Origin of the sequence: Mycolicibacterium sarraceniae (genome assembly GCF_010731875.1) — a bacterium.
Classification (GTDB): Bacteria; Actinomycetota; Actinomycetes; order Mycobacteriales; family Mycobacteriaceae; genus Mycobacterium; species Mycobacterium sarraceniae.
The window spans coordinates 4,251,923-4,277,702 of sequence record NZ_AP022595.1 but is presented as its reverse complement, the minus strand read 5'-3'; the positions used below and the strand labels follow the sequence as shown (position 1 = coordinate 4,277,702).

The 25,780-nt window shown below is 67.0% G+C and carries 20 protein-coding genes and 2 pseudogenes; 13 read left to right on the top strand and 9 right to left on the bottom strand.

What is annotated here, in order from left to right; genetic code table 11:
• The first annotated feature begins 61 nt into the window (after nucleotides 1-61).
• Nucleotides 62-1,471, top strand: coding sequence for a DNA polymerase IV (locus G6N13_RS21415; protein WP_163700224.1), 1,410 nt, complete (start codon nucleotides 62-64; stop codon nucleotides 1,469-1,471).
• On the opposite strand, the gene G6N13_RS21410 is transcribed toward G6N13_RS21415, so the two are convergent.
• A complete protein-coding gene (locus G6N13_RS21410) occupies nucleotides 1,436-2,353 on the bottom strand; it encodes an asparaginase (RefSeq protein WP_163700221.1) in 918 nt (305 codons plus the stop codon). The genes G6N13_RS21415 and G6N13_RS21410 overlap by 36 nt on opposite strands.
• On the opposite strand from G6N13_RS21410, the gene lspA reads away from it, so the two are divergent.
• Genes lspA through rarD form a run of 3 tightly spaced genes read left to right on the top strand, consistent with a single transcriptional unit; the run spans nucleotide 2,352 to nucleotide 4,779 of the window.
• Nucleotides 2,352-2,954, top strand: a complete 603-nt coding sequence (gene lspA / locus G6N13_RS21405; RefSeq protein ID WP_163700219.1) for a signal peptidase II — start codon at nucleotides 2,352-2,354, stop codon at nucleotides 2,952-2,954. The two genes, G6N13_RS21410 and lspA, sit on opposite strands and share 2 nt — an antisense overlap.
• Nucleotides 2,954-3,880, top strand: coding sequence for an RluA family pseudouridine synthase (locus tag G6N13_RS21400; protein ID WP_163700216.1), 927 nt, complete (start codon nucleotides 2,954-2,956; stop codon nucleotides 3,878-3,880). The genes lspA and G6N13_RS21400 overlap by 1 nt, the downstream gene beginning before the upstream one ends.
• Nucleotides 3,877-4,779 (top strand): EamA family transporter RarD, encoded by a 903-nt coding sequence (gene rarD / locus G6N13_RS21395; protein ID WP_163700211.1) that lies wholly within the window; start codon nucleotides 3,877-3,879, stop codon nucleotides 4,777-4,779. Before G6N13_RS21400 ends, rarD begins: the two co-directional genes overlap by 4 nt.
• On the opposite strand, the gene G6N13_RS21390 is transcribed toward rarD, so the two are convergent.
• Nucleotides 4,755-5,789, bottom strand: coding sequence for a polysaccharide pyruvyl transferase family protein (locus G6N13_RS21390; protein ID WP_235677855.1), 1,035 nt, complete (start codon nucleotides 5,787-5,789; stop codon nucleotides 4,755-4,757). The genes rarD and G6N13_RS21390 overlap by 25 nt on opposite strands.
• Between G6N13_RS21390 and G6N13_RS21385 the strand changes: the two genes are divergently transcribed.
• Nucleotides 5,781-7,049 carry an Rv1490 family membrane protein gene (locus G6N13_RS21385; protein WP_235677854.1) on the top strand — a complete coding sequence of 423 codons (1,269 nt, stop codon included), beginning with the start codon at nucleotides 5,781-5,783 and terminating at the stop codon, nucleotides 7,047-7,049. The genes G6N13_RS21390 and G6N13_RS21385 overlap by 9 nt on opposite strands.
• A gap of 28 nt (nucleotides 7,050-7,077) precedes the next feature.
• On the top strand, nucleotides 7,078-7,677 hold the full coding sequence (locus G6N13_RS21380; protein WP_163700204.1) for a SecDF P1 head subdomain-containing protein: 600 nt from the start codon (nucleotides 7,078-7,080) through the stop codon (nucleotides 7,675-7,677).
• A 1-nt stretch (nucleotide 7,678) separates the two neighbouring features.
• Here G6N13_RS21380 and G6N13_RS21375 read toward each other — a convergent pair whose 3' ends face one another.
• Nucleotides 7,679-7,900 (bottom strand): hypothetical protein, encoded by a 222-nt coding sequence (locus tag G6N13_RS21375; protein ID WP_235677853.1) that lies wholly within the window; start codon nucleotides 7,898-7,900, stop codon nucleotides 7,679-7,681.
• Nucleotides 7,901-8,191: 291 nt separating this feature from the next.
• Here G6N13_RS21375 and dnaE point away from each other — a divergent pair, with 291 nt between their 5' ends.
• The gene (gene dnaE, locus G6N13_RS21370; protein ID WP_163700203.1) at nucleotides 8,192-11,728 is read left to right on the top strand and encodes a DNA polymerase III subunit alpha; all 3,537 of its coding nucleotides are present in this window, start codon (nucleotides 8,192-8,194) and stop codon (nucleotides 11,726-11,728) included.
• A 60-nt stretch (nucleotides 11,729-11,788) separates the two neighbouring features.
• Nucleotides 11,789-11,893, top strand: a pseudogene (locus tag G6N13_RS25475) (MerR family transcriptional regulator); the annotation flags it as partial.
• A gap of 57 nt (nucleotides 11,894-11,950) precedes the next feature.
• Here the strand turns inward: G6N13_RS25475 and G6N13_RS21360 are convergent.
• The gene (locus G6N13_RS21360) at nucleotides 11,951-12,145 is read right to left on the bottom strand and encodes a hypothetical protein (protein ID WP_163700200.1); all 195 of its coding nucleotides are present in this window, start codon (nucleotides 12,143-12,145) and stop codon (nucleotides 11,951-11,953) included.
• A 347-nt stretch (nucleotides 12,146-12,492) separates the two neighbouring features.
• Between G6N13_RS21360 and G6N13_RS21355 the strand changes: the two are divergent.
• A pseudogene (locus G6N13_RS21355) lies at nucleotides 12,493-12,621 on the top strand (nitroreductase/quinone reductase family protein); the annotation flags it as partial.
• A 29-nt stretch (nucleotides 12,622-12,650) separates the two neighbouring features.
• The gene (ilvA, locus tag G6N13_RS21350; RefSeq protein WP_163700198.1) at nucleotides 12,651-13,931 is read left to right on the top strand and encodes a threonine ammonia-lyase IlvA; all 1,281 of its coding nucleotides are present in this window, start codon (nucleotides 12,651-12,653) and stop codon (nucleotides 13,929-13,931) included.
• Here ilvA and G6N13_RS21345 read toward each other — a convergent pair.
• From G6N13_RS21345 to G6N13_RS21325, 5 genes are read right to left on the bottom strand one after another with little or no spacing between them, the layout of a single operon-like run.
• On the bottom strand, nucleotides 13,928-14,140 hold the full coding sequence (locus tag G6N13_RS21345; protein WP_163700195.1) for a hypothetical protein: 213 nt from the start codon (nucleotides 14,138-14,140) through the stop codon (nucleotides 13,928-13,930). The two genes, ilvA and G6N13_RS21345, sit on opposite strands and share 4 nt — an antisense overlap.
• Nucleotides 14,127-15,869 carry a malto-oligosyltrehalose trehalohydrolase gene (gene treZ, locus G6N13_RS21340; protein WP_163700191.1) on the bottom strand — a complete coding sequence of 581 codons (1,743 nt, stop codon included), beginning with the start codon at nucleotides 15,867-15,869 and terminating at the stop codon, nucleotides 14,127-14,129. The genes G6N13_RS21345 and treZ overlap by 14 nt, the downstream gene beginning before the upstream one ends.
• Nucleotides 15,862-18,159: a malto-oligosyltrehalose synthase gene (treY, locus tag G6N13_RS21335; protein ID WP_163700188.1), complete on the bottom strand. Its 2,298-nt coding sequence runs from the start codon at nucleotides 18,157-18,159 to the stop codon at nucleotides 15,862-15,864. The genes treZ and treY overlap by 8 nt, the downstream gene beginning before the upstream one ends.
• A 15-nt stretch (nucleotides 18,160-18,174) precedes the next feature.
• Nucleotides 18,175-20,319 (bottom strand): glycogen debranching protein GlgX, encoded by a 2,145-nt coding sequence (gene glgX / locus G6N13_RS21330; protein ID WP_163700185.1) that lies wholly within the window; start codon nucleotides 20,317-20,319, stop codon nucleotides 18,175-18,177.
• Nucleotides 20,320-20,360: 41 nt separating this feature from the next.
• Entirely contained in the window at nucleotides 20,361-22,505 is a 2,145-nt protein-coding gene (locus tag G6N13_RS21325) for an acetyltransferase SucT (protein WP_163700182.1), read from the bottom strand.
• Between the two features lie 127 nt (nucleotides 22,506-22,632).
• Between G6N13_RS21325 and G6N13_RS21320 the strand changes: the two genes are divergently transcribed.
• The 3 genes from G6N13_RS21320 to bioD are packed head-to-tail and all read left to right on the top strand — an operon-like array spanning nucleotide 22,633 to nucleotide 25,780.
• Entirely contained in the window at nucleotides 22,633-23,925 is a 1,293-nt protein-coding gene (locus tag G6N13_RS21320; protein ID WP_163700179.1) for an adenosylmethionine--8-amino-7-oxononanoate transaminase, read from the top strand.
• Between the two features lie 32 nt (nucleotides 23,926-23,957).
• Nucleotides 23,958-25,106: an 8-amino-7-oxononanoate synthase gene (locus tag G6N13_RS21315; RefSeq protein WP_163700176.1), complete on the top strand. Its 1,149-nt coding sequence runs from the start codon at nucleotides 23,958-23,960 to the stop codon at nucleotides 25,104-25,106.
• Nucleotides 25,103-25,780 carry a dethiobiotin synthase gene (gene bioD, locus G6N13_RS21310; RefSeq protein WP_163700174.1) on the top strand — a complete coding sequence of 226 codons (678 nt, stop codon included), beginning with the start codon at nucleotides 25,103-25,105 and terminating at the stop codon, nucleotides 25,778-25,780. Before G6N13_RS21315 ends, bioD begins: the two co-directional genes overlap by 4 nt.

The window sequence follows — 25,780 nt, the reverse complement described above, 5'->3', positions numbered from 1 at the left end:
CACGCATACAAGGCAAATATCGTGTGATAAGTGGCCACTCGGCGGGCAATAGGATCGAGGCATGGAGCGCTGGGTCCTGCACTTCGACATGGATGCGTTCTTCGCATCCGTCGAGCAGCTGACCCGCCCGACGCTGCGCGGCCGGCCGGTGCTGGTCGGCGGGCTCGGCGGCCGCGGTGTGGTGGCCGGGGCCAGTTACGAGGCCCGGGTGTTCGGCGCGCGCTCGGCGATGCCGATGCATCAGGCCCGCCGCATGGTCGGAGCGCCCGCGGTGGTGCTGCCCCCCCGCGGAGTGGTCTACGGCGTCGCGAGCCGTCGCGTGCTGGACACCGTGCGGGCGATGGTGCCCGTACTGGAGCAACTGTCCTTCGACGAGGCCTTCGGGGAACCGGCCGAACTGGTCGGGGCCAGTGCCGCGGACGTCGAGGAATTCGCCGCTCTGCTGCGCAGGCGGGTGCGCGAAGAGACCGGCCTGGTCGCCTCGGTCGGTGCCGGATCGGGCAAGCAGATCGCCAAGATCGCCTCGGAACTGGCCAAACCCGACGGGCTGCGAGTGGTCCGCCGCGATGAGGAACGGCCCCTGCTCGATGGCCTTCCGGTGCGCCGGTTGTGGGGGATCGGCCCAGTGGCCGGGGAGAAACTGCACCGGCTCGGCATTGAAACCATCGGTCAGCTGGCCGCCCTGTCCGATACCGAAGCTGCCAGCATCCTGGGCGGCGCCGTCGGCGTCGCACTGCATCGCCTCGCTCGCGGTGTCGACGACCGGCCGGTCGCCGAACGTGCCGAGGCCAAGCAGATCAGCGCCGAGTCGACATTCCCCGCCGACCTGACCACCATCGAGCAGCTGCGTGATGCCATCGGCCCGATCGCCGAGCACGCCCACCGGCGTTTGGAGCGTGACGGCCGCGGGGCCCGCACGGTGACTGTCAAACTCAAGCGGTCGGATATGACCACGCTCACCCGCTCGGCGACGCTGCCGTATGCCTCCGGAGATGCCGGCACGCTCAGTGCCACCGCACACCGACTGCTGCTCGACCCGCGCGAGGTCGGCCCCATTCGCCTTCTCGGCGTTGGCTTTTCGGGCCTATCCGATGTCCGCCAAGAGTCGCTGTTCCCCGACCTCGAACAATTCGATGCGGCTGCTGCTGACACGGTGGACACCCATGTGCCGGTGCCGGAGTCCGTGCTCGACGCCGCCGGCTGGCGTATCGGCGACGATGTCAGCCATGCCGGCTTCGGCCACGGCTGGGTGCAGGGTGCCGGCCACGGTGTGGTCAGCGTGCGGTTCGAGACCCGCGGCAGTGGCCCCGGCGTGATGCGGACCTTCCCGGCCGGAGAGCCCGAGCTGCTCAAAGCCAACCCGGTGGACAGCCTGGACTGGGCTGACTATCTCGCGGAGCTGGAGGCCCGGTCAGCCCCACCGGGTGATGACCGCTCAGCCCCACCGGGTGATGACATCGAGCACGGGTAGCCCCAGGCTGAGCGCCACCGTCAGCAGCGTGCGAGCCTGAGAGCTGCGCAGCTGCGGCACCATCACCGCGCCGGCGTCGACCAGGTCGTGGCCCGGTCCGTACCGCGCCTCGGTACGGCCATGCGGCACCCGGGTGGTCACCGCGACCGCCAGCCCCCGTGCGCACGCCCGCCGCACGGCGTCGACCACTGGGGTGCCGGCATTGCCCGCTCCCATCGCCTCGATGATCAGCCCGCGAGCACCGGCGAGGGCGAACGCGTCGATCGCGGTCCCGTCGGCGCCGGGGTAGGCCGCCGCGATGTCCACCCGCCCAACCTCTTTCACCGCTCCCAGATACGCACGTTCCTTGCCGCCGGTCACCGAAAAGCAGCCGTCACTGACCAACCCCACCGGCGGGCGACCACCGAACAAGCCCGGCCCACCCACCTTGGTGGTGCCCAGCGCGGGCAGCACGACCCCGGCGAAGCAGATCAGCACACCGAGATCGCGCGCCAGCGGGCTGGCTGCTACCGCGAGGGCGTCGCGCAGATTGCCTGGGCCGTCGGCGTCGGGGGCGTCGGCAGACAACGCCGCGCCGGTCACCACCACGGGGGCTGCGCCGCCGTAGGTGAGCTCCAGCCACAGCGCCGTCTCTTCCATCGTGTCGGTGCCGTGCGTGACGACCACCCCGTCGGCGTACCGGGCGGCCTCGGTGACGGCGGCGCCGATGCGCAGCCACTCGGCGGGTGTCAATTGCGAGCTGTCCACGGCGAACAGGTCGATCACGCGCGCATCCAGGCCCGATACCAGCTCTGCGCCGCCGTGCACGGGCCGCAGCACGCCGTCGTGGTCGGCGCTGGTGGAGATGGTCCCGCCCGTGGTGACGACGACAAGTCGCGGCATGCCCAACAGACTAGGGAATGATGGGGGAGTGACCGACGACGAATCCACGCCTGACACCGAGACGCGGCTGCGGCTGCGGTTGCTGTTGTCGGTGGCAGGCGTGGTGCTGGCCCTCGACGTCATCACCAAGGTGCTGGCGGTGCGGTGGCTGACCCCGGGACAACCGGTGTCGATCATCGGCGACACCGTCACCTGGACTTTGGTGCGCAACTCCGGGGCGGCGTTCTCCATGGCCACCGGCTACACCTGGGTGCTGACGCTGGTGGCCACCGGTGTGGTGGTGGGCATCATCTGGATGGGCCGGCGGCTGGTGTCGCCCTGGTGGGCACTGGGCCTGGGCATGATCCTGGGCGGTGCGCTGGGCAACCTGGTCGACCGGTTCTTCCGCTCGCCAGGCCCACTGCGCGGTCACGTCGTCGACTTCCTGTCCATCGGCTGGTGGCCAGTGTTCAACGTGGCCGACCCCGCGGTGGTCGGCGGGGCGATCCTGCTGGTCGCCCTCTCGCTGTTCGGCTACGACTTCGACACCACCGGCCGGCGCACGAGCGAGCCGGCCACAGCCGATGACACAGCGGCGGACGACAAGGCCGAGACCGCCTGATGGCCGAACGCTCGATGCCGGTTCCCGAGGGTCTGGCCGGTATGCGGGTCGACGCCGGTCTGGCCCGGTTGCTGGGGCTGTCCCGCACGGTGGCCGCGGCGATCGCCGAGGACGGCGGCGTTGAGCTCGACGGGGTGCGGGCGGGCAAATCGGATCGCCTCGAGGCCGGCGCGTGGCTGCATGTCCACATCCCCGAGGAAGCCCCGCCGCCGGAGAACACGCCCGTCGAGATCGAGGGCATGACAATCCTGTACTCCGACGCCGATATCGTCGCCGTCGACAAACCCCCGGGCGTAGCCGCGCACGCGACCGTCGGCTGGTATGGCCCCACCGTGCTCGGCGGGCTGGCCGCGGCGGGATTCCGGATCAGTACCTCCGGGATCCACGAACGCCAGGGCATCGTGCACCGGCTCGACGCCGGCACCTCCGGGGTCATGGTGGTGGCGCTGTCCGAGCGGGCCTACACCGTGCTCAAGCGCGCGTTCAAACAGCGCACTGTCGATAAGCGTTATCACGCTGTGGTGCAAGGACATCCGGATCCGTCCAGCGGCACCATCGACGCACCGATCGGCCGGCACCGCGGCAACGACTGGAAATTTGCTGTCACCGAAGCCGGGCGGCATAGCATCACCCACTACGACACACTCGAAATGTTCCGGGCGGCAAGCCTTCTCGACATCCACCTGGAAACCGGCCGTACCCATCAGATCCGGGTGCATTTCGCCGCGCTGCACCATCCCTGTGTCGGTGATCCGACCTACGGTGGCGATCCGGTGCTGGCCAAGCGGCTCGGCCTGGAACGGCAGTGGCTGCACGCCCGGTCACTGGCGTTCGCCCACCCGGCCGACGGCAGGCATTTCGAGGTCGCCAGCCCGTATCCTGCCGATCTGCAGCTCGCGCTGGACCAGCTGCGCGTCGAATCGTGACGGGCGCCGTCAAGGACACCAAGTCCGGCGGGCTGCTCTACGGGATCGGGGCGTACGGATCCTGGGGGTTGTTCCCGGCGTTCTTCCCCTTACTGAAACCCGCTGGGCCTCTAGAGGTTCTGGCCCACCGCATCGTCTGGACGCTGATATTGATGGCCGGTGTGGTGGTGGCCATGCGCACGCTGTCCGATCTACGAGCGATCACCGGTCGCACCTGGCTGCTGCTGACGGGCGCGTCGGCACTGGTATCGGCGAACTGGCTGATCTTCATCTATGCCGTCAACAACGGACACGTGATCGACGGTGCCCTCGGCTACTTCATCAACCCGTTGATCAGCGTGCTGCTCGGGGTGCTGATCTTCCGAGAGCGGCTCAACCGGGCTCAGATCGTGGCGGTGCTGATCGCGCTGGCTGCGGTGCTGCTGCTGGCCTTTGAGGTGGGCGGACCGCCGTTCATCGCGCTCGGTCTCGCCTTCACCTTTGGCCTCTACGGCGTGGTGAAGAAGGTGGTGCCCGTCGACCCGCGGGTCAGCGTCGGCCTGGAGGCGGCGATCGCGGCGCCGTGCGCCATCGCCTACATCGTCGTGCTGCAGGCGAGCGGGCATGGGCAGTTCACCAACAACGGCGCGGGCCACATCGCGTTGATGATGCTCTCGGGTCCGATTACCGCGATCCCGCTGCTGTTCTTCGCCGCCGCCGCCCACCGCCTGCCGTTGGTCACCCTCGGGCTGCTCATGTATCTGAATCCGGCCATGCAGATGACCTGGGGAGTGGTGGTGGCGCACGAGCCGATGCCACCGGCGCGCTGGGCGGGTTTCGCGCTGATCTGGCTGGCGCTCTTGGTGTTCAGCGGTGATGCGCTGCGCCGCACCCGTCAGTCGGCGGCGATACCGAGCTGACGGCGCAGGGCCCCGTACTCGGAGTGCAGCTGGACCCGGAGCCGGTCCACGGCAGCGCGTTTGGTGGCCCGGAGGGTGGTCGCGTCGGCGAGTGCGCCGAGCACGCGGTCGACGACGGCGGCGCCGGTCACCTGATCAGTGCGGATCAGTGCGCCCTCGTCGTCGATGGACAGCGCGAAATCGCGGCACTTCGGTTGGTACTCAAGCGAAACCACCGGCGTATCGGACAGCGCCGCCAAGATCCCGGCGTGCAGCCGGCAGACGATCGCCGCCGAGCAGCGGCCGAATTCCGCCGTGGCTGCCTCAGCGTTGGCGGGCAGCAGGATGTCGGCACGGACATCTCGCAACGCCACTTCGACCCATTTACGGTCGCTCGGATTCATCAGAATCCCGACGAACCGGTGGCCGCGGCCCGCCAGCTCGCGCACCGCGACGGCGACCTGCTCGGCGACCCCGGCCGGATCATGTCCCCAGAGGTCGTCGCCGTAGCCGAGGTTCACCCCGATCAGTCCGTCGGAGACCGGCACTTCGGGTCGCGGCAGGATCAGCGCCGGATCACCGGTGACCTGGGCGGAGATACCGATGCTGTCGAGCAGTTCGACGCTTCGGGGTCCACGCACCGAGACCGAGTCGAAACCGGCGAGGATGGGTTTCCACTTGGTGAGCTCGCTCCCGCCCGACCCGCTGCCGCGTCCGGTGTAGCCGGGGTCCTGGACACCGACGCCGATCGCGTACTTTCCGTTGTTCTTCGTAACCGCCAGCCCGATCCTGGCCAGCATGCGGAAATAACGCACTCCGATCAGGGTCCCGCCGCCCATCACCAGCGTGCTCGGCCGGCGTAGCCGCTCCAGTGCCGCGGCGGGCGGGAACACGAATTCATGGGCCTGTCGGGGGACGTTGGTGAACACGACCCCGGGTAGCTGCGATTTGACGGCGTCGTAGATCGCGTCGTCGCCGAGATTGGCCTTCTCGTGGAAGCCCAGATAGGCGACCGCCGCGTCTTGGCTCACGCGAACCGACCCTATACTCATCCGATGCCGAGCACCGCGGTCACCACCGGTGGCCGGCGTGGCTTCTTCATCACGTTCACGGTGCTGCTGGCGGTGTGGGCCGCCGTACTGCTGACGATCGCGCTGACCCTGATCCCCGACGGCTACTGGTATTCGTACTTCGTCATCGACTACAGGACCGGTTTCATCCGGCGCGGACTGGCCGGCGAGATCCTTGGCCTGTTCGGCCGGCAGCACTACTTCGGTGGGCTCATCGTGTTGCGCTGGGTTCCGACCGTGGTCTTCGCTCTGGGCCTCGCCGCGGTGGCCTGGTCGGTTGCGGTCAGGTCGGGCCGCTCGCAGCGACGCGGGCTGTTGGCCCTGCTGATTCCCGTGCTGCCGTTCGGTTTTGCGTTCGCCCTGTTCTCGGCGCGCACCGACCTGCTGGGAGGTGCTGCGCTGATCGGTTTCGCGCTCGCGCTGACCCGAGTCACGACCACCCGCGCGACCGTGATCTCCAGTGCGATCTACGGTCTGGTACTGGCGGTGCTCTCACTGATCCACGAGGCCAGCCCGTTCCTGTTCGGTCTCGGTTCGCTGGCGGCGTTGACAGTGCTTGCGGACCGGCTGGATACCAAGGCGTTTCGGGCCAGCGTTGTGCTGGCGCTCGGACCCGCCCTCCTGGTCGCCGCGGCCCTGGCTGCCTTCGGCAGACGGAAGGTGTCACCCCAGCTGTGCCACGTGGTCCAGCACGGGATGATGAACCATCCGTTGGCGGGCAAACCCACGGTCGGCCAGCTGCTGAGCGGTTTCCACTACTACGTCGACTATCACGACTGGTTCTGCCGGGCCTTCCTGCCGCTATTCGACATGACCTTCACCGAAGGCGTGCGGTTCGTCGCCAGTATCGGTGTCATCGCGCTGGCCGGTTCGACCGTCTACGGGGTCGTGACACTGGTGATCAGCATGCTGGCGATTGGCCACGTGTCGGGTGTTCCGGTGCGGCGATTCGTCACGATCCTGCGCGCACGGCCGCTGGCGATGCTGATCGGCGCGGTGATGATCCTGCCGGTGTTCGGCACCGGCGTGGACTGGGTCCGCTGGTGGGTCATCATTGCCTTCGATCTCGGCCTGGTGTTCCTGTTGTACACCCGCGATCAGCCCGAGGTGGACGAGCCGCCCGCCCGGCGCACCCTGATCGTGTTCGCCGTCGGCGCCATCTTGCTGGCGGTGATCCCGATCGGCATCATTCCCGGCTTCGGTGCGCCGGTACCCATCTGAGCCAACGAGAACGCAGATCGAGGAGCGTATGACCGACAATTCTCAGCGCAACCGGCGGATCCGGATCGCGATCGTCGCCGCGTTATCGTCGGTGGCCGCTGTGGTGCCGATTGTCGCGGTGCTGCTGACTCCGGGCATCCTGTTCGATCGGCAGGATCAGACGGCGGCGTCGACGACAACCACGACCGCCCCGCGCCCGCTGACCATCAAACCGCTGGCGTTGCGCCCGGTGATCGGCCCCGCCTACGTCCCGCAAGGCGACGACTGCGCCCCGCCGCCGCCGACACCGCCGGACCAGCCGCTGCGGACGTGCGACATCCTCAAGTCCGCGGTGTACACCCTGGGGCCGGAAGCGTTGCGGATTCAGCTGACCGATGTCGATTCGTTTCTGAACCCGCTGACCGCCAAACAGACCGTGCAGGTCACGATGACCGAGGAATCGGCCCGGGCGTTCGCCGATTACACCGCCGCGCACATCGACGAGCAGGTCGCGTTCGTCCGGGCCGGCGTCATCGTCTGGGCGCCCAAGATCACCAAGGCGATCGACAGTGAGGTGCTGCAGCTCTCCGGTGAGGTGACCGGCGAGCAAGCGGCCGAGATCGCCCGGATGCTGAAGGACGAAGCCTGACCTACAGGCGCGTGTACTCGACCACGATGCCCGCGCCGATGGCGAGGATGACCCCGACCGTGAACACTGTGGCCGCGGGAATCAGGTAGCGCGACAGCGGTGTCTGCCCGGCCATGACGGTCTGGCGCACCCGCTGGTAGCGCTGGCCGACCAGGAACAGGCTGGCCAAGGCGGACATCAGGGTGACGAGCACTCCTGGGCCGGCCGGGAAACGTTCGGTCACACTCCACCGGAGGGTCAGCGCGCCGACGAGAAGCGTGCCGAGGATCGTGCGCTGCCCGGCCAGCGCGGTGCGCAGCTAGGCCAGAAACGTGCGTTCGTTGGCCAGCGTGAACCGGTAATCGGGATCGTTGCCCACACTGCGCAGCGGGGGTTTGCGCGCGAACATAGGCATCTGGATATCAGTGTGGCGCGGGTGTGCGGTAGCGATCGGTTCAGAGTTATCGCCACCGGCCCGGACACGTACCGCGACACGCCGAAGGCTGTCGGTCGGCGGCCCTAGACTGACGGGCCTATGGGTAAGAGCTTTGTACACCTGCACAACCACACCGAGTATTCGATGCTCGACGGTGCCGCGAAGATCACCCCAATGTTCGCCGAGGCGCAGCGTCTCGGGATGTCCGCCATCGGTATGACCGACCACGGAAACATGTTCGGGGCCAGCGAGTTCTACAACGCGGCCACCAAGGTCGGCATCAAGCCGATCATCGGGGTCGAGGCGTATATCGCTCCCGGCTCCCGGTTCGACACCCGCCGCATCCTGTGGGGTGATCCGGGCCAGAAGAGCGACGATGTGTCGGGCAGCGGCTCCTACACCCACATGACGATGGTCGCCGAGAACGCCACCGGCCTGCGCAACCTGTTCAAGCTGTCGACGTTGGCCTCATTCGAGGGCCAGCTCGGCAAGTGGTCGCGGATGGACGCCGAGATCATCGCCGAGCACGCCGAGGGCATCATCGCCACCACCGGCTGCCCGTCCGGTGAGGTCCAGACCCGGTTGCGGCTGGGCCACGAGAAGGAGGCGTTGGAGTCGGCCGCCAAGTGGCGGGAGATCTTCGGCCCGGAGAACTACTTCCTGGAACTGATGGACCACGGGCTGTCGATCGAGCGCCGGGTCCGTGAGGGCCTGCTTGAGGTCGGCCGCAAGCTCGGCATCCCGGCGCTGGCCACCAACGACTGCCACTACGTGACTCGCGATGCGTCGCACAACCACGAGGCGCTGCTCTGCATCCAGACCGGCAAGACACTGTCGGACCCCAACCGGTTCAAGTTCGACGGTGACGGCTACTACCTGAAGTCGGCCGCCGAGATGCGCGCGCTGTGGGACGCCGAGGTGCCCGAGGCCTGCGATTCGACGCTGCTGATCGGCGAGCGGGTGCAGTCCTACGCCGACGTCTGGGCCCCGACCGACCGGATGCCGATCTTCCCGGTGCCCGACGGCCACGACCAGGGCAGCTGGCTGCGTCACGAGGTCGAAGCCGGTCTGCGGCGGCGCTTTCCGGACGCGGTGCCCCCGGAATACACCGAGCGCGCGAGCTTCGAGATCGACGTCATCTGCGGCAAGGGCTTCCCGTCGTACTTCCTGATCGTCGCCGACCTGATCAACTACGCGCGGTCGATCGACATCCGGGTGGGGCCCGGCCGCGGATCGGCCGCCGGGTCGCTGGTGGCCTATGCGCTCGGCATCACCAATATCGACCCGATTCCGCACGGGCTCCTGTTCGAGCGGTTCCTGAACCCGGAGCGCCCGTCGGCACCCGATATCGATATCGACTTCGACGACCGTCGCCGCGGTGAGATGGTGCGCTACGCCGCCGAGAAATGGGGCAGCGACCGGGTGGCCCAGGTCATCACCTTCGGCACCATCAAGACCAAAGCGGCACTGAAGGATTCGGCGCGCGTCCACTACGGCCAGCCGGGCTTCGCGATCGCCGACCGGATCACCAAGGCGCTGCCACCGCCGATCATGGCCAAGGACATCTCGGTGTCGGGCATCACCGATCCCACCCACGAGCGGTACAAAGAGGCCGCCGAGGTCCGCGCCCTGATTGACACCGACCCCGACGTGCGCACCATCTACGAGACCGCGCGCGGGCTCGAGGGCCTGGTCCGCAACGCGGGCGTGCACGCCTGCGCGGTGATCATGAGCTCCGAACCGCTGATCGAGGCGATCCCGCTCTGGCGGCGGCCGCAGGACGGCGCGATCATCACCGGCTGGGACTATCCGTCGTGCGAGGCCATCGGCCTGCTGAAGATGGACTTCCTCGGCCTGCGGAACCTGACGATCATCGGTGACTGCATCGAGAACATCAAGGCCAATCGCGGTATCGACCTGGACCTCGACTCCCTGCCGTTTGACGACCCGAAGGCCTACGAACTACTGGGGCGCGGTGACACGCTGGGCGTGTTCCAGCTCGACGGCGGGCCAATGCGTGACCTGCTGCGGCGCATGCAGCCCACCGAGTTCAACGACATCGTCGCCGTGTTGGCGCTGTACCGCCCGGGCCCGATGGGCATGAACGCGCACAACGACTACGCCGACCGCAAGAACAACCGGCAGGCCATCAAGCCGATCCACTCGGAGCTGGAGGAACCGCTCAAGGAGATCCTCAACGAGACCTACGGCCTGATCGTCTACCAAGAGCAGATCATGTTCATCGCGCAGAAGGTCGCCTCCTACTCGATGGGTAAGGCCGATGCTTTGCGAAAAGCCATGGGCAAGAAGAAACTTGAGGTCCTCGAGGCCGAGTACCAGGGTTTCAAAGAGGGGATGACCGCCAACGGTTTCTCCGAAAAAGCGGTGAAGGCGTTGTGGGACACCATCCTGCCGTTCGCCGGCTACGCATTCAACAAATCGCATGCCGCCGGCTACGGGCTGGTGTCCTACTGGACCGCCTATCTCAAGGCCAATTTCCCGGCCGAGTACATGGCCGGGCTGCTCACCTCCGTCGGGGACGACAAGGACAAGGCCGCGGTCTACCTGGCGGACTGCCGCCGCCTCGGCATCACCGTGCTGCCACCCGATGTCAACGAGTCGGTGCAGAACTTCGCCTCGGTGGGTAACGACATCCGGTTCGGGCTGGGCGCGGTCCGCAACGTCGGCGCCAATGTGGTCAGTTCGCTGGTCGCCACCCGTGGCGACAAGGGTAAGTTCACCGATTTCTCGGACTACCTGAACAAGATCGACATCTCGGCCTGTAACAAGAAAGTCACCGAATCCTTGGTCAAGGCCGGGGCTTTCGACTCGCTGAATCATCCCCGCAAGGGCCTGTTCCTGATCCACACCGACGCCGTCGACTCGGTGCTGGGCACCAAGAAGGCCGAGGCGATCGGCCAGTTCGACTTGTTCGGCGGCGGTGACGACAGCGATACCAACGATTCGGCGTTCACCATCCGCGTTCCCGACGAGGAATGGGACGATAAGCACAAGCTCGCGCTCGAACGGGAGATGTTGGGGCTGTACGTTTCCGGGCACCCACTCAACGGGGTGGCGCACCTGCTTAACGCTCAGGTGGACACCCAGATCCCGAACATCCTCGCCGGCGATATCGCCAACGACACCCAGGTGCGGGTCGGCGGTATCCTCGCCGGCGTCAACCGGCGGGTCAACAAGAATGGAATGCCCTGGGCCTCAGCGCAGTTGGAAGATCTCACCGGTGGTATTGAGGTGATGTTCTTCCCGCAGACGTACACGATGTTCGGGGCTGAGATCGCCGACGACGCGGTGGTGCTTGTCGGCGGTAAGGTCCGCATCCAGGACGACCGGATCTCGCTGATCGCCAATGATCTTGTGGTGCCCGACTTTTCCAATGCGCAGGCGGACCGGCCGGTGGCGGTGAGCCTGCCCACCCGGCAGTGCACCATCGACAAGGTCACCGCGCTCAAGCAGGTGCTGGCCCGTCATCCCGGCACCTCGCAGGTGCACCTGCGGCTGATCAGTGGTGATCGCATCACCACGCTGGAACTCGATCAATCGCTGCGGGTGACCCCGTCCTCGGCGCTGATGGGGGATCTGAAGGCGCTGCTGGGCCCTGGCTGCCTAGGCGGCTAGGTCTACCCGCACGATCGCGCTTTCCGGCCAGACGTTCGGGTTGCGCAGTCGCGCGCCGCGGTGCTGCTCGACGACGACGCACCGGGACTGCCGGCGAGCCGGGCGCTGGCGCAGGCCAAGCTCGCCGAGATCGATACGCAGATGGCGACTTTGGCGCGGGCCCGCGGCCAACGCGGCGGCGGTGGCGGCCGACCTGGCGACCCTGAAACGAATTTTGGAGCGTTAGCGGCGCGGCCGGCGCAGGCCGAACACCAGCCAGATCACGGTGGAAGTACCGGCGGCCAGCAACACGGCCGGTGCGGGATCCATGGTGACCAGGGCGACCACGACGAACACGATCAGGCCGAGCGCCAGGGCCACGACCTTGTAGCGCGGCCACGGCACACCCGCGATCTGCACCAGATCCAAGCTTGTCATGGATCGACTATACCGCGATTTCGTGGACCCGAAACCATTTATTCGGGCTATGTGGTTCTCGGGTGTTCGGGTAGTGCTACCAGCGCGAACACCGCGCCGGCACCGTCTCAAGAACAGCGTCCAGCGCCGCTCAGCCAGCAGCCATGGCGGAAAGTGTTGGCTGACAACTGTGTAGCGCTGCTCGATAGTCAGGCTCAGGTAGTCGCTGGCGCTCTTGAGGATCGCGGGCTGAGCGTTCGTTGCTGCTGGACTCATGGAGCGTCTTTCGATGCCGCCGGCGCGAGGTGGCTTTCGGTCGGGGGTCGTGCCGTGGCGTCCCAAGCCCGCTGCAGCCTTGTGGCCGAATCCGTGTGGTCTTCGGTGCGGAGAAGGCCGCCTGGTGGGAGCGGGCAGTGCAGGCGTGGCCCGATTACGCCGAATACCAGCAGAAAACCGACCGCCAGATCCCAGTGTTCGTGCTCACCCCGATTCTCTGATTCAGGCCCTGCGGTGGCACCATTGAGTGGTGTCCGCCGACCTGAGCCAGCCCCGATTGTCAGCGCCGCTTTCAGCGGCCGACATCGATGAGGCTGCGCGGCGAATTTCCGGCATGGTCAGCCAGAGCCCGCTGCAGTACAGCGACCGGCTCTCGCAGGCCACCGGCACCGAGGTCTACCTCAAGCGCGAGGACCTGCAGAGTGTGCGGTCCTATAAGGTCCGCGGTGCCTACAACTTGTTGCGTCAACTCTCTGAGGCCGAACTGGCGGCCGGGGTGGTGTGTTCATCGGCCGGTAACCACGCCCAGGGGTTTGCGCTGGCCTGCCGCACGATGGGCGTGCACGGGCGGGTCTATGTGCCGGCCAAGACTCCCAAGCAGAAGCGTGATCGCATCCGCTACCACGGTGGCGAGTTCATCGAGCTGATCGTCGGCGGCAGCACCTACGACCTGGCCGCCGAGGCCGCGCTGGAGGACGTCGCGCGCACCGGCGCTACCCTGGTCCCGCCGTTCGACGACGCCCGCACTATGGCCGGGCAGGGCACCATCGCCGTGGAGATCCTCGAACAGCTCGACGGCGAGCCGGACCTGGTCGTTGTACCGGTCGGTGGCGGCGGGTGTATCGCCGGGATCACCACGTACCTGGTCGAGCGGACGACGAACACCGCGGTGCTCGGCGTCGAGCCCGCCGGTGCGGCTTCGATGATCGCGGCGCTGGCCGCCGGCGGACCGGTCACCCTGGAGCACGTCGACCAGTTTGTCGACGGGGCGGCCGTCAATCAGATCGGTGCGCGGCCCTATCAGGCGCTGGCCGCGGCCGGGAGCATGGTGTCGGTGACCACGGTCGACGAGGGTGCGGTCTGCACGGCGATGCTGGACCTCTATCAGAACGAGGGCATCATCGCCGAGCCTGCGGGCGCACTGTCGGTGGCGGGTCTGCTGGAAGCCGATGTCGCCCCCGGGTCGACGGTGGTGTGCCTGATCTCCGGTGGCAACAACGATGTGTCGCGCTATGGCGAGGTGCTCGAGCGGTCACTGGTGCATCTAGGCCTCAAGCACTACTTCCTGGTCGATTTTCCGCAGGAGCCCGGCGCGCTGCGCCGATTCCTCGACGAGATACTCGGGCCAGGAGATGACATCACGCTGTTCGAATACGTCAAGCGCAACAACCGGGAAACCGGTGCGGCGCTGGTCGGCGTCGAACTCGGTGCGGCCACCGGCCTGGACGGGCTGCGGGCGCGGATGGCCGCGTCCGGCATTCACGTCGAGCCGCTGGAGCCCGGCTCACCGGCCTACCGCTACCTGACCTAGTCCATCTCCGCGACCCCGTGCAGTCGCGCCGAACCGACCAACAGCCGTGCGCCGAAGAGCTCCACTGTGCTTTTCTGGATATCGGGCTCGACGGGTGTCGTGTACACGTAGTCGGCATCGGTGCCGTCAGGCCGGTTCGCCGCCGAGTCGCTCGGGTCGGCCCGGATGTCGACGGCGCCCGTCTCGGCCAGCCGGCTAGCCGTTGGCACCGGTCAGCGTGACCAGCACGGAATGGCCGGGAAGCACCGAACCGCTCGTGCCGCCCGAACCGACAGTGGGATTACCCCACTGCAGCAACACCTCGCCCGAAACCGGTACGTCCACCGTTTGCTCGCCGAGGTTGCATGCGATCGCAACTCGGCCGCGGCGCATCACGATCCAGCGCTCGTCCTCGTCGTAGTCGACCACCAGGTGGCCCAGCCACGGGTCGGCCATGTCCGGCTCGGTGTCGCGCAACGCGATCAGTCCGCGGTAGAACGCCAGCAGCCGGGCATGCTCCCCGTCGCCGAGCTCGTCCCAGTCCAGCTTGGACCGCAGGAACGTCTGCGGGTCCTGCGGATCGGGGACATCATCGGCATCCCAGCCGTGGTTGGCGAACTCGGCCTTGCGACCTTCGGCCGTCGCGATCGCCAGCTCGGGCTCGGGATGAGAGCTGAAGAACTGGAACGGATGTGAGGACCCCCACTCCTCGCCCATGAAAAGCATTGCGGTGTAAGGCGATCCGAGGGCCAGCGCGGCCTTGACGGCCAACTGTCCGAAGTCCAGATACTGTGACGGCCGATCCCCAAGTGCTCGATTGCCGACCTGATCGTGATCGGTGGTGTACGCCATCAGGCGGGTGGCCGGGATCAGCGATGTGTCCAATGGCCTGCCGTGTCGGCGATGCCGGAACGACGAGTACGTGCCTGCGTGGAAGTAGCCGTTCTGCAGGGTGCTGGCGAGCGTGGCCATCGAGCCGAAATCGGCGTAGTAGCCCTGTCGTTCGCCGGAGACGGCGGTGTGGATGGCGTGATGGATATCGTCGTCCCATTGGGCGGTCAAGCCGTATCCGCCGCGATCGCGCGGGGTGATCAGCCGGGGATCGTTGAGGTCGCTCTCGGCGATCAGCGACAGCGGACGGCCCAGAACCGCTGACAGCGCAGCGGTTTCGGTTGCGATCTCCTCCAGAATGTGGATCGCCGTGTTGTCGACGAGGGCGTGCACGGCATCGAGCCGCAGACCGTCGATGTGAAAGTCGCGCATCCAGCGCAGGGCACACTCGATGATGTAGCGGCGCACCTCGTCGGCGTCCGGTCCGGCCAGGTTGACGCCCTCGCCCCACGGGTTGCTCACCGCGGACAGGTAGGGCCCGAACTTGGGCAGGTAGTTGCCCGACGGGCCGAAGTGGTTGAACACCGCGTCGATCAGCACGCCGAGTCCGCGGCGATGACAAGCCCGCACCAGGCGCACCAAACCGTCGGGGCCACCGTAGGGTTCGTGCACCGCGTACCACAGCACCCCGTCGTAACCCCAGCCATGAGTCCCGTTGAAGGCATTGACCGGCATCAGCTCGACGAAATCGACACCCAGGCCCACCAGGTAGTCCAGCTTGTCGATGGCCGCGTCGAAGGTGCCCTCGGCGGTGAACGTGCCGGTGTGCAATTCGTAGATCACCGCGCCCTCGATCGAGCGGCCGCTCCACTGCTGATCCGAGCACTGCACCGCCGAGGCATCCCAGCGCTGGGACCGCTCGTGGACACCGTCGGGCTGACGAGCCGACCGCGGATCGGGCAGGACGGCCGGATCGTCGTCCAGGACAAAGCCGTACCGCGCATCGGGTGCGCAGTCGACATCGGCACGCCACCAGCCGTCATCGCCGGCAGTCATATCGTGCAGCTGCCCGTCGACGTCAAGGCGCACCAGTTTGGGCACCGGCGCCCATACCGCGAATTCAGGCATCTGACCTCTCCAGCAGGACCACGGGAAGTTCACCGAACAAAACACCGGCGGGCGTCAGCCCGCTGAAGCGCGCACCGGTCAGGCGATCGGTCCAAAGACCTTCCGGCAACGGCAGCATCGTGTCACCCCAGCCCGAGTGACGCAGCCGGACGGTCCAGCGGGTGACCGCGACCAGCACGTCGGAGCCGCGGCTGAAGGCCACCACATGGTGGGCGGCGCTACCGGTGGTGAGCACCGGCCGGTATGCACCGGACAAGAAATCCTGTGGTCGATCCCGCCGGGCCTGCAGTGCGGCCCGCACGACCCGAATCTTGGGATGGGACAGACGTTCCAGCTCGCCCCCGCGTGTGGAGTAGTCGATCGGCCTGCGGTTGTCGGGGTCGACGAGACTGTTTTCCCACAGTTCGGTGCCCTGGTAGATGTCGGGAATGCCCGGGACGGTCAATGCGAGGAGCTTTTGGCCCAGCGCGTCGCCGCGTGCATGGGGTTCGAGCTGGACCACCAGCCCGGTGAGTTCGGTAGCGACCGGGCCGTCCAGCACCGCATCTAGCCACGCGTGCACGGCATCCTCGAATTCGGTGTCCGGGTCGTTCCACGAGGTGTGCCAGGCGGCTTCGCGGATCGCCTTCTCGGCGTAGGCGTGCAACCGGGCCCGCAATTCCTCGGTGACCTGCCCGTCGGCCGGCCACACCCCGAAGATGTTCTGCAACAGGAACAGTGCGGTCAGCGGATCGGGAGCCGGTGTGGTGGTTTGCCAGCTCGCAACGAACTCGCCCCACAACGACGGCACCTGGGACAGCACGCCGATCCGAGCGCGTACATCCTCACCGCGTTTGGTGTCGTGGGTGGACAGTGTGGTCATCGATGTCGGCCACAGCGTGCCCCGGACCGCGGCGCTGCGATGGAATTCGGCGGTGCTGATACCGAAATGATCGGGTTCGCCGCCGACCTCGTTGAGCGACACCAGACGCGGATCTCGGTAGAAGTAGCAGTCCTCCACCGCTTTTGCCGTCATCGCCCCGCACAACTGTTGCAGGCGCGCAGCCGGTTCGGCCCGCACCAGTGCCGCCGACACCAGTTCCAGGGGCGCGGCCAGCGCCGGCTGCTCGACAACCGTCTGCGCGATCGCGGCCGACAACAGGGCGGATAGGTTCTGGTAATCCGACCGGTACACTCCGACGTTCGTCAGCAGGGCCACCACCGCGTCGGACAGCTGTGGATGGTCGGCTCCGACGGCGGCCACGATCGAGCGCTGCAGCCGGGCCAGCTCACTGGCCAACGTGATCGTTGCCGCGCCGATCTTCAACTGGCGCAACAGCTCCGGTGAATCCTCGTCGTCGAACCCGTTGGCCTCGACGAGCTCGGTCAGGGCCTGGGCGCCGGTCGGGTCGACGAAGACACCGCCCACCTCACGCAGGACGTCGTATCCGGTGGTGCCGTCGACCGGCAGCGACGGGTCCAACGGCTCGCCTACGCTGAGGATCTTCTCGATCACGATCCAGGCCTGCGGCCCGACCAGCTCACGAAGCCGGTGCAGGTATCCGGTCGGATCGGTCAGGCCATCTGGGTGGTCGATGCGCAGTCCGTCTACCAGTCCGTCGCGGAACCAGCGGGCGATTTCGCTGTGCGAGGTCTCGAACACCGCCTGGTCCTCCTGGCGCAGGCCGGCCAATGACGTGATGGAGAAGAACCTGCGGTACCCGCACACTCCGTTGCGCCAGCCGATCAACTCGTAGTGCTGGCGAGCGTGGACCTCCGCCCCGGTGCCGTCGCCGGTGCCAGGCGCGATCGGGAAAGCGAGGTCACCGAGCCGCAGCGTCTCGCCGTCCGTCGTCAGGTCCGCGACGTCCTCGTCAGATCCCAAGACCGGCAGAAGAATCCGGCCATCAGGATCCGCTGACCAGTCGATGTCGAAGAACGTGGCATACGGCGACTGGCGACCGTTGCGCAACACATCCCACCACCAGGGATTGCGCTCGGGCTGGTCCACCCCGACATGGTTGGGGACGATATCGACGATCAATCCCAGTCCGCGCGCCTTGGCCGCGGCCGCCAGCCGGGCCAGACCGTCGGGGCCCCCCAACTCGTCGGACACCGTGGTGGGGTCGGTGACGTCGTAACCGTGTGCCGACCCCGGTGCGGCGGTCAGGATGGGGGACAGGTAGAGGTGGCTGACGCCGAGTCCGTGGAGATAGTCGAGGAGCTTCTCGGCGTCGGCGAAGGTGAACGGATCACCAGCCGAGGGACCGCGTAGCTGTAGGCGATAGGTGGACAGCACCGGGTATGCCATAGCTGCCTGTTCCCGCTAGCCGGTCTTTTGAAGCACCAGAACCGATCGGCCTGGCACGGCGATCGTTTCGCCTGCCTTCACCACTGCGTCGGTGGCGCCGGTGGCATCCGAGGTGTCCAGAACGGCCGTCCACGCGTGCGCATAATCGCTGTCCGGGGTGACGAAGTCGATCGGCTTGCTGTGGGCGTTGAAACACAGCAGGAATGAGTCGTCGACGACGCGTTCACCGCGTGAGTTGGGTTCGGGAATGGCTTCACCGTTGAGGAAGACCCCGACGAACTTGAAGCCCGAGCCCCAGTCGTCATGGGTCATCTCCTGACCGGCTGGGGTCAGCCAGGCGATATCGCGGACCTGATCGCCGGTGCGGATCGGTTCGCCGTCGAAGAAGCGGCGGCGCCGAAAGACGGGGTGCGCCTTGCGAAGTGCAGTCACCTTTTTGGTGAACGTGAGCAGATCGGCGTTGGTCTCGCGCAGGCTCCAGTCCATCCAGGACAGCGGTGAATCCTGGCAGTAGGCGTTGTTGTTGCCCTGCTGGGTGCGGCCGATCTCGTCGCCGTGCGCGATCATCGGCGTGCCCTGCGACAGCAGCAGGGTGGCCAGGACGTTGCGCATCTGCTTTCCGCGCAGCGCGATGATCTCTGGATCGTCGGTCGGACCTTCCACCCCGCAGTTCCAGGACCGGTTGTGGCTTTCGCCGTCGCGGTTGTCCTCGCCGTTGGCCGCGTTGTGTTTCTCGTTGTAGGACACCAGGTCGTTTAGTGTGAAGCCGTCATGGCAGGTGACGAAATTGATACTGGCACCGGGCCGGCGGCCGGTGGCTTCGTAGAGATCCGATGACCCGGTCAGGCGCGACGCGAACTCTCCGAGGGTGGCCGGCTCGCCGCGCCAGTAATCCCGCACCGTGTCGCGGTACTTGCCGTTCCACTCGGTCCACAAGCTGGGGAAGTTGCCGACCTGATAGCCGCCCTCGCCGACGTCCCACGGCTCGGCGATCAACTTCACCTGGCTGATCACCGGATCCTGCTGGACGATGTCGAAGAAGGCGCTCAAACGGTCGACTTCGTAGAATTCGCGGGCCAGGGTCGAGGCCAGGTCGAACCGGAACCCGTCGACGTGCATCTCGAGAACCCAGTACCGCAATGAGTCCATGATCAGTTGCAGGGTGTGGGGATGGCGCGGGTTGAGGCTGTTGCCGGTACCGGTGAAGTCCCGGTAGAGCCGCAGGTCGTTGTCCATCAGCCGGTAATAGGCGGCGTTGTCGATACCGCGGAGGTTGATCGTGGGCCCCAGGTGATTGCCTTCGGCGGTGTGGTTGTAGACGACGTCGAGGATCACCTCGATATTGGCGTCGTGGAAGGAGCGCACCATTGTCTTGAATTCGGCCACCGCGCCGCCCGCGTTCCGGTTGGCCGCGTACTGGTAATGCGGAGCAAGGAAGCCGAAAGTGTTGTAGCCCCAGTAGTTCCGCAGCCCCAGATCGAGCAGCCGGTGATCGTGCATGAACTGGTGCACCGGCATCAGTTCGATGGCGGTGACGTTGAGGGCCTTGAGGTGATCGATCACTGCCGGGTGGCCGAGTCCGGCGTAGGTGCCGCGCAGTTCCTCAGGGATCCCGGGGTGGTTTTGGGTCATGCCCTTGACGTGGGCCTCGTAGATGATCGTCTCGCTGTATGGCGTGCGGGGGGCGTGATCGGAGCCCCACTGGAAGAACGGGTTGATCACCACACTGGTCATCGTGTGACCCAGCGAGTCGATCATCGGTGGGATTCCACCCGAGGCCAGGTCCTCGGCGGCCAGATCGTAGGAGTACAGCGCCTGGCTGAAGTCGAAGTCGCCGTGGAAGGACTTGCCGTAGGGGTCGAGCAGCAGCTTGCTGGGGTCACACCGGTGGCCGGCGGCGGGGTCCCAGGGGCCGTGCACGCGGAAGCCGTAGCGCTGCCCGGGGGTGACGGTCGGCAGATAGGCATGCCAGACGAAACCGTCGACTTCGTCGAGCTCAATCCGGGTTTCGGTGCCGTCTTTGGCGATTAGGCAGAGTTCGACGGAGGCCGCCACCTCGGAGAACAACGAGAAATTCGTACCCGCGCCGTCATAGGTGGCGCCGAGCGGGTAGGCGGTACCTGGCCACACCGTGGTCAGTGTGGGTTCGCTCGACGACATGTCTCGACCTTATCGACGTGGTGGACGGGATGCGCGGGATGTCACCACCACGCGGTCGCCGCGCCCAGCTGTCGGCCCAGTTCCGGGATCAACGTGCGCATGTACGTCGCGGAGATGTGATGAGAATCGTGGTAGATCAGCACATTTCCCTCGACCGCGCGACACACGTCCGCACGGCACACCGCGTCACTGAGGTCGAGGACCCGCATCAGCGGGAAGATCGGCAGGAAATCCAGGGTCTGGTTGCGGTCGGAAAGCACCTCGGAGCGGCCGATCCCGCACGACACCGCATCGCCGCCCTTGGCCAGACAATCCGTCGGGAAGAAGGGCGCGCCGTTGCGCACCAACCACGGTGTGTCGCGCATCGCGAGGATCGGAATGTTGTTGTCCGACAGGGTTTGCCAGACTCCGATATAGGTCGACGGCATGACATCGCCTGGCTTGATATTCCACGGCCGGGTTGAGGTGGTGAACACGAAGCTGGGGCGGTCGGCGATCAGCTTGGCCATCACCTTCTCGTTCCACTCGTGACAGTTCGGGTAGGGCCGGTTGTCGCCCATCACCAGCGGCGATTCTTCGGTGGTCAGCGGACAACCCATCTTCAGATAGGTGACGACTTTGAAATGGTGCAGCTTGGCCAGCGCATCCAGGGCGGTGATCCAGTGCTCGGCGTGCGACCCGCCGGCCAGCGCGATTGTCTTGGCAGCCAGCTTGTCGCCGTAGGTGCAGTTGATGACGTCGGTGTTGTCGAAATCACTGATACAGCCGTCGTTGGTCGACTCGGGCAGATCGTTGGATGCCTCCAGCACCGTGGGCCGCATCGGCAGCTTCGGTACCCGGGCGTGCTGAGTCAGGGCCCGGGCCCCCGGATAGCTGTCGGTCGACAGCGTGACGAGTTCCTTACCGTTGGCGCGCTGCACGGTGACGTGCTCGCGCCAGGTGAAGGACGTCGCTGTCAGGGCCACCCCCAACAGGGCCACCGCGGTTCCCAGCGCGATCGTGGGCCTGCGCAGTCGGGTCCGCCACGCGATGGTGACCGGTTGCGTTGTCACCGACGCTGCCGACCGGCGGCCCGAACGCAGCGGTTCCTCGACGAAGCGCATCGTCAGATAGGCCAGCCCACCCGAGATCGCCAGGATCGCCGCGCCGTCGACGAAACCGGCCCGGCTGGCGTCGCTGTAGGCCAGCCAGAAGATCAGCAGTGGCCAATGCCAGAGGTACAGCGAGTAGGCCATCGCGCCGAGGGTTATGAGCGGCCGTGTGGACAACAGCCGGCTCGGCAGCGGGAGCCGGTGCTGGGTCGACGGACTGGCCTGCCGGTTCGCGGCCGCGAGGATCATCAGCGCGGTCGCGCCGACCGGCACCAGCGCCCACGGGCCGGGGAACTCCCGCACCCCGTCGATGAAGGTGCCGCACGTGACGATCGTGACCAGTCCGGCCGTGGCCAGCACGGTGCGCAGCCACATCGGCCAGCGAACGTATGGCACCACCGCGCCGACGAGGGTGCCCAGCAGTAGCTCCCACGCGCGAGCGAAGCTGTTGTAGTAGGCGGCCGTCTGATTGGACACGTGTAGCACAGCGGCAAAGCTGAAAGATGCCACCGCGAGCACGGCGAGCAAAGCCACTAGCGTCACGCGCAGCCGCGCACCGAGACGCCGCCGCGCAAGACAGGCAAAGCCAAAGATAAGGGCAAGCATCGCGAGGTAGAACTGTCCCTGAACAGACATTGACCAGGCGTGCTGCAGCGGACTGACCGCTTCACCGGCGCGGAGATAGTCCGACGCGGTCGCCGACAGCTCCCAGTTCTGGAAGTAGCCCAGGCTCGCCAAGCTTTGATCAGCAAACGTTTCCCAGCGCGTCTGCGGTTGCACCAGGATCGTCAATACGGCGCCCGCGGCAAGCACGACGACGAGTGCGGGCAGCAGTCGCCGAACCAGCCGCAGGATCTCTGGCCAGGGCGACAGGGACGCCTGCGGGTGCAGTGCGGTGCGCAATAGTGAACCGCCGAAGAAGAAGCCGGACAGCACCAGGAAGACATCGACGCCGCCAGAGACCCGCCCGAACCACACGTGGAATACCGCCACGAGGGCGATCGCGATGCCACGAAGCCCGTCGAGATCGTGACGGTAGAACCCCGATTTCCGCTCCGATACTGCGGATGCGGGCGTGGGGGTGACGGTCAGCATGATCGGACATCAATCTACCCAACCCGGGTATGTCTCTCATCTCCAGCGAACCGCTAGACCGCCAGCGTGTCGCCGTCGAGCAAACGGCGGCGGAAGCCGGCCACAGCCTGCACTAGGCTCACACAGCGTGTCTGCGTTGACCCCTGAGCAGATCAGCGTGATCGACGCCGCGCATATCTGGCATCCATACAGCACGATCGGCGCCGAGGCGATCCCCCCGGTGGTAGCTGTCGGCGCCGACGGCGCGTGGCTGACGCTGGTGCGCGACGGCACCGAGATCCGGGTTCTCGATGCGATGGCGTCCTGGTGGACGGCGGTGCACGGACATGGGCATCCTGTGCTCGACGCCGCGGTCACCCGTCAGCTGTCGGTGATGAACCACGTGATGTTCGGCGGACTCACCCATGAGCCGGCGGCGCGGCTGGCGCAGCTTCTCGTCGACATCACCCCGCGGGCTCTGGATACCGTGTTCTTCTCCGACTCCGGCTCGGTGGCGGTCGAAGTCGCGGTCAAGATGGCGCTGCAGTACTGGCGCAGTGCGGGCCGGTTCGGCAAGCGCCGGCTGATGACCTGGCGTGGTGGGTATCACGGCGACACGTTCACCCCGATGAGCATCTGCGACCCCGACGGCGGCATGCATTCGCTGTGGACCGACGTGTTGTTCCCGCAACTGTTCGCCCCGTCGGTGCCGACTGCCTACGACCCCGACTACATCGCGGCGTTCGAGGCGCAGCTGCTCGCGCACGCCGACGAGGTCGCCGCGGTGATCGTCGAACCCGTCGTCCAGGGCGCCGGTGGCATGCGCTTCCACGACCCCCGCTATCTGAGCGATCTGCGCGCGATGTGCGACCGGGCCGGTGTGCTGCTGATCTTCGACGAGATCGCCACCGGATTCGGCCGCACCGGCGAGCTGTTCGCCGCCGATCATGCCGGGGTCAGTCCGGACATCATGTGCCTCGGAAAGGCGTTGACCGGTGGATACGTCACTCTCGCGGCGACACTGTGCACGCTGGAGATCGCCCGCACGATCAGTGCCAGCGAGGCTGGGGCCCTGATGCACGGCCCGACGTTCATGGCCAATGCGCTGGCGTGCGCGGTGTCGGTGGCCTCGGTGGAGCTGCTGCTCGCCCAGGACTGGCGCGCCCGGGTCGCCGAGATAGCGGCCGGGCTGGCCGACGGGCTGGGGCCGGCCCAGAACCTGCCCGGTGTCGCTGACGTGCGGGTACTCGGCGCGATCGGGGTGATCGAGACGCGGGAGCCGGTCGATCTGGCGGTCGCGACCCCGGTCGCCCTCGACAACGGCGTCTGGCTGCGGCCGTTCCGGAACCTGATCTACGCGATGCCGCCGTTCATCTGCACGCCTGACGAGATAGCCCAGGTCGCCTCGGCGATGGTGGCCGTCGCCCGTGCACTAACCTGAACGGTGTTCAAGACTGTTCCTGAGGAGGTGCGATGACCCGGGTGGGCCTTTCACCGCTGGCCTGGCTCGACACCGTCGAGCAGCAGCGCCGGCTGGCCGGCTTGCGCCGTTCGCTGCGCACGCGTCCCGCGGTCGCCACCGAACTGGACCTGGCGTCCAACGACTATCTGGGTCTGTCCCAGCACCCCGCGGTCATCGAGGGCGGCGTGGCCGCGCTGCGCACCTGGGGAGCGGGGTCCACTGGCTCCCGGCTGGTCACCGGCAACACCGAGCTGCACGAAGAATTCGAAACCGCTTTGGCCGAATTCGTCGGTGCGCAAGCAGCTTTGGTGTTCTCTTCGGGTTATACCGCCAACATCGGCGCAGGAGTGGCGCTGTCTGGTCCGGGCTCCCTGGTGGTGTCCGATGCGCTCTCGCACGCCTCACTGGTCGACGCCTGCCGGCTGTCCCGCGCTCGTGTGGTCGTCGCCGCGCACTGTGACCTCGACGCGGTGGAGTCCGCGCTGGCCGATCGCGACGAGGAACGCGCGCTCGTCATCACCGAGTCGGTGTTCAGCACCGACGGCGCGCTGGCGCCGCTACGTCAACTGCATGAGGTGTGCCGCAGGCATCAGGCCATTCTGCTGGTCGACGAGGCGCACGGGCTCGGAGTGCGTGGTGCCGGCGGCCGCGGCCTCGTCCACGAGGCCGGGCTGGCCGGTGCGCCCGATGTGGTCATCACCACCACCATGTCGAAGTCACTCGGCAGTCAGGGTGGGGTGGTGCTCGGCCAGGCCGCGGTACGCGATCATCTCATCGACGCCGCCCGCACGATGATCTTCGATACCGGACTGGCGCCTGCACCCGTCGGCGCCGCACTGGCCGCGCTGGGGGTGCTGGCCGCCGAGCCGTGGCGGGCTGGTGCCGTCATCGAGCGGGCCCGGCAGCTCGCCGAGATGTGCGATGTCCCCGAAACGCCGGAATCGGCCGTGGTTTCGGTCATCCTCGGTGATCCAGAGAGCGCGGTCGCCGCGGCGGCTGCCTGCCTGGACGCCGGCGTTCGGGTCGGCTGCTTCCGCCCGCCGACGGTGCCGGCGGGCACCTCGCGGCTGCGCCTGACCGCACGGGCATCGCTGACCGACGATGAGATGGACACTGCCCGCGAGGTGTTGTCCGCAGTCCTGGGTGCTCACCCGCGATGAGCATCCTGGTCATCACCGGAACCGGAACCGGTGTCGGTAAAACCGTTGTCACGGCGGCGCTCGCCTGCCATGCGCGGGTGGCCGAACATGATGTCGCGGTGTGCAAACCGGTGCAGACCGGCACCGCCGACGGCGACGACGACCTGGCCGAGGTCGCTCGGCTCTCCGGGGTTACCGAACTCGTGGGCGTCGCGCGCTATCCCGAACCGCTGGCACCTGCCGCCGCTGCCGAACGCGCCGGACGGCCGCTGCCTGCCGCCGCGGAACTGCTGGCCTCGATCCGCGGCGTCGACCGGCCCGGCCGGCTGACGCTGGTCGAGGGGGCGGGAGGCCTGCTGGTCGAGCTGGCGGCCGCAGGAGTGACGCTGCGCGATCTGGCGGTGGAATTGGCCGCGCCGATCCTGGTTGTGGTCGAGCCTGGTCTTGGCACCCTCAACCACACCTCGTTGACATTGGAAGGTGTTGCCGCTAAGGGTCTTTCGTGTGTGGGCCTGGTGATCGGCGCGTGGCCGGCGCAGCCGGGCGCGGCGGAGAAATCCAATCGTGACGCGCTGGCCCGGCTCGCGCCGGTTCGGGCTGTTCTACCCTCCGGGGTGGCCGCCGTCTCGCCAAAGGATTTCGCGACGTTCAGCGCCCGCGCGTTCGAACCGGACTGGGTCGCCGGACTGATCTGA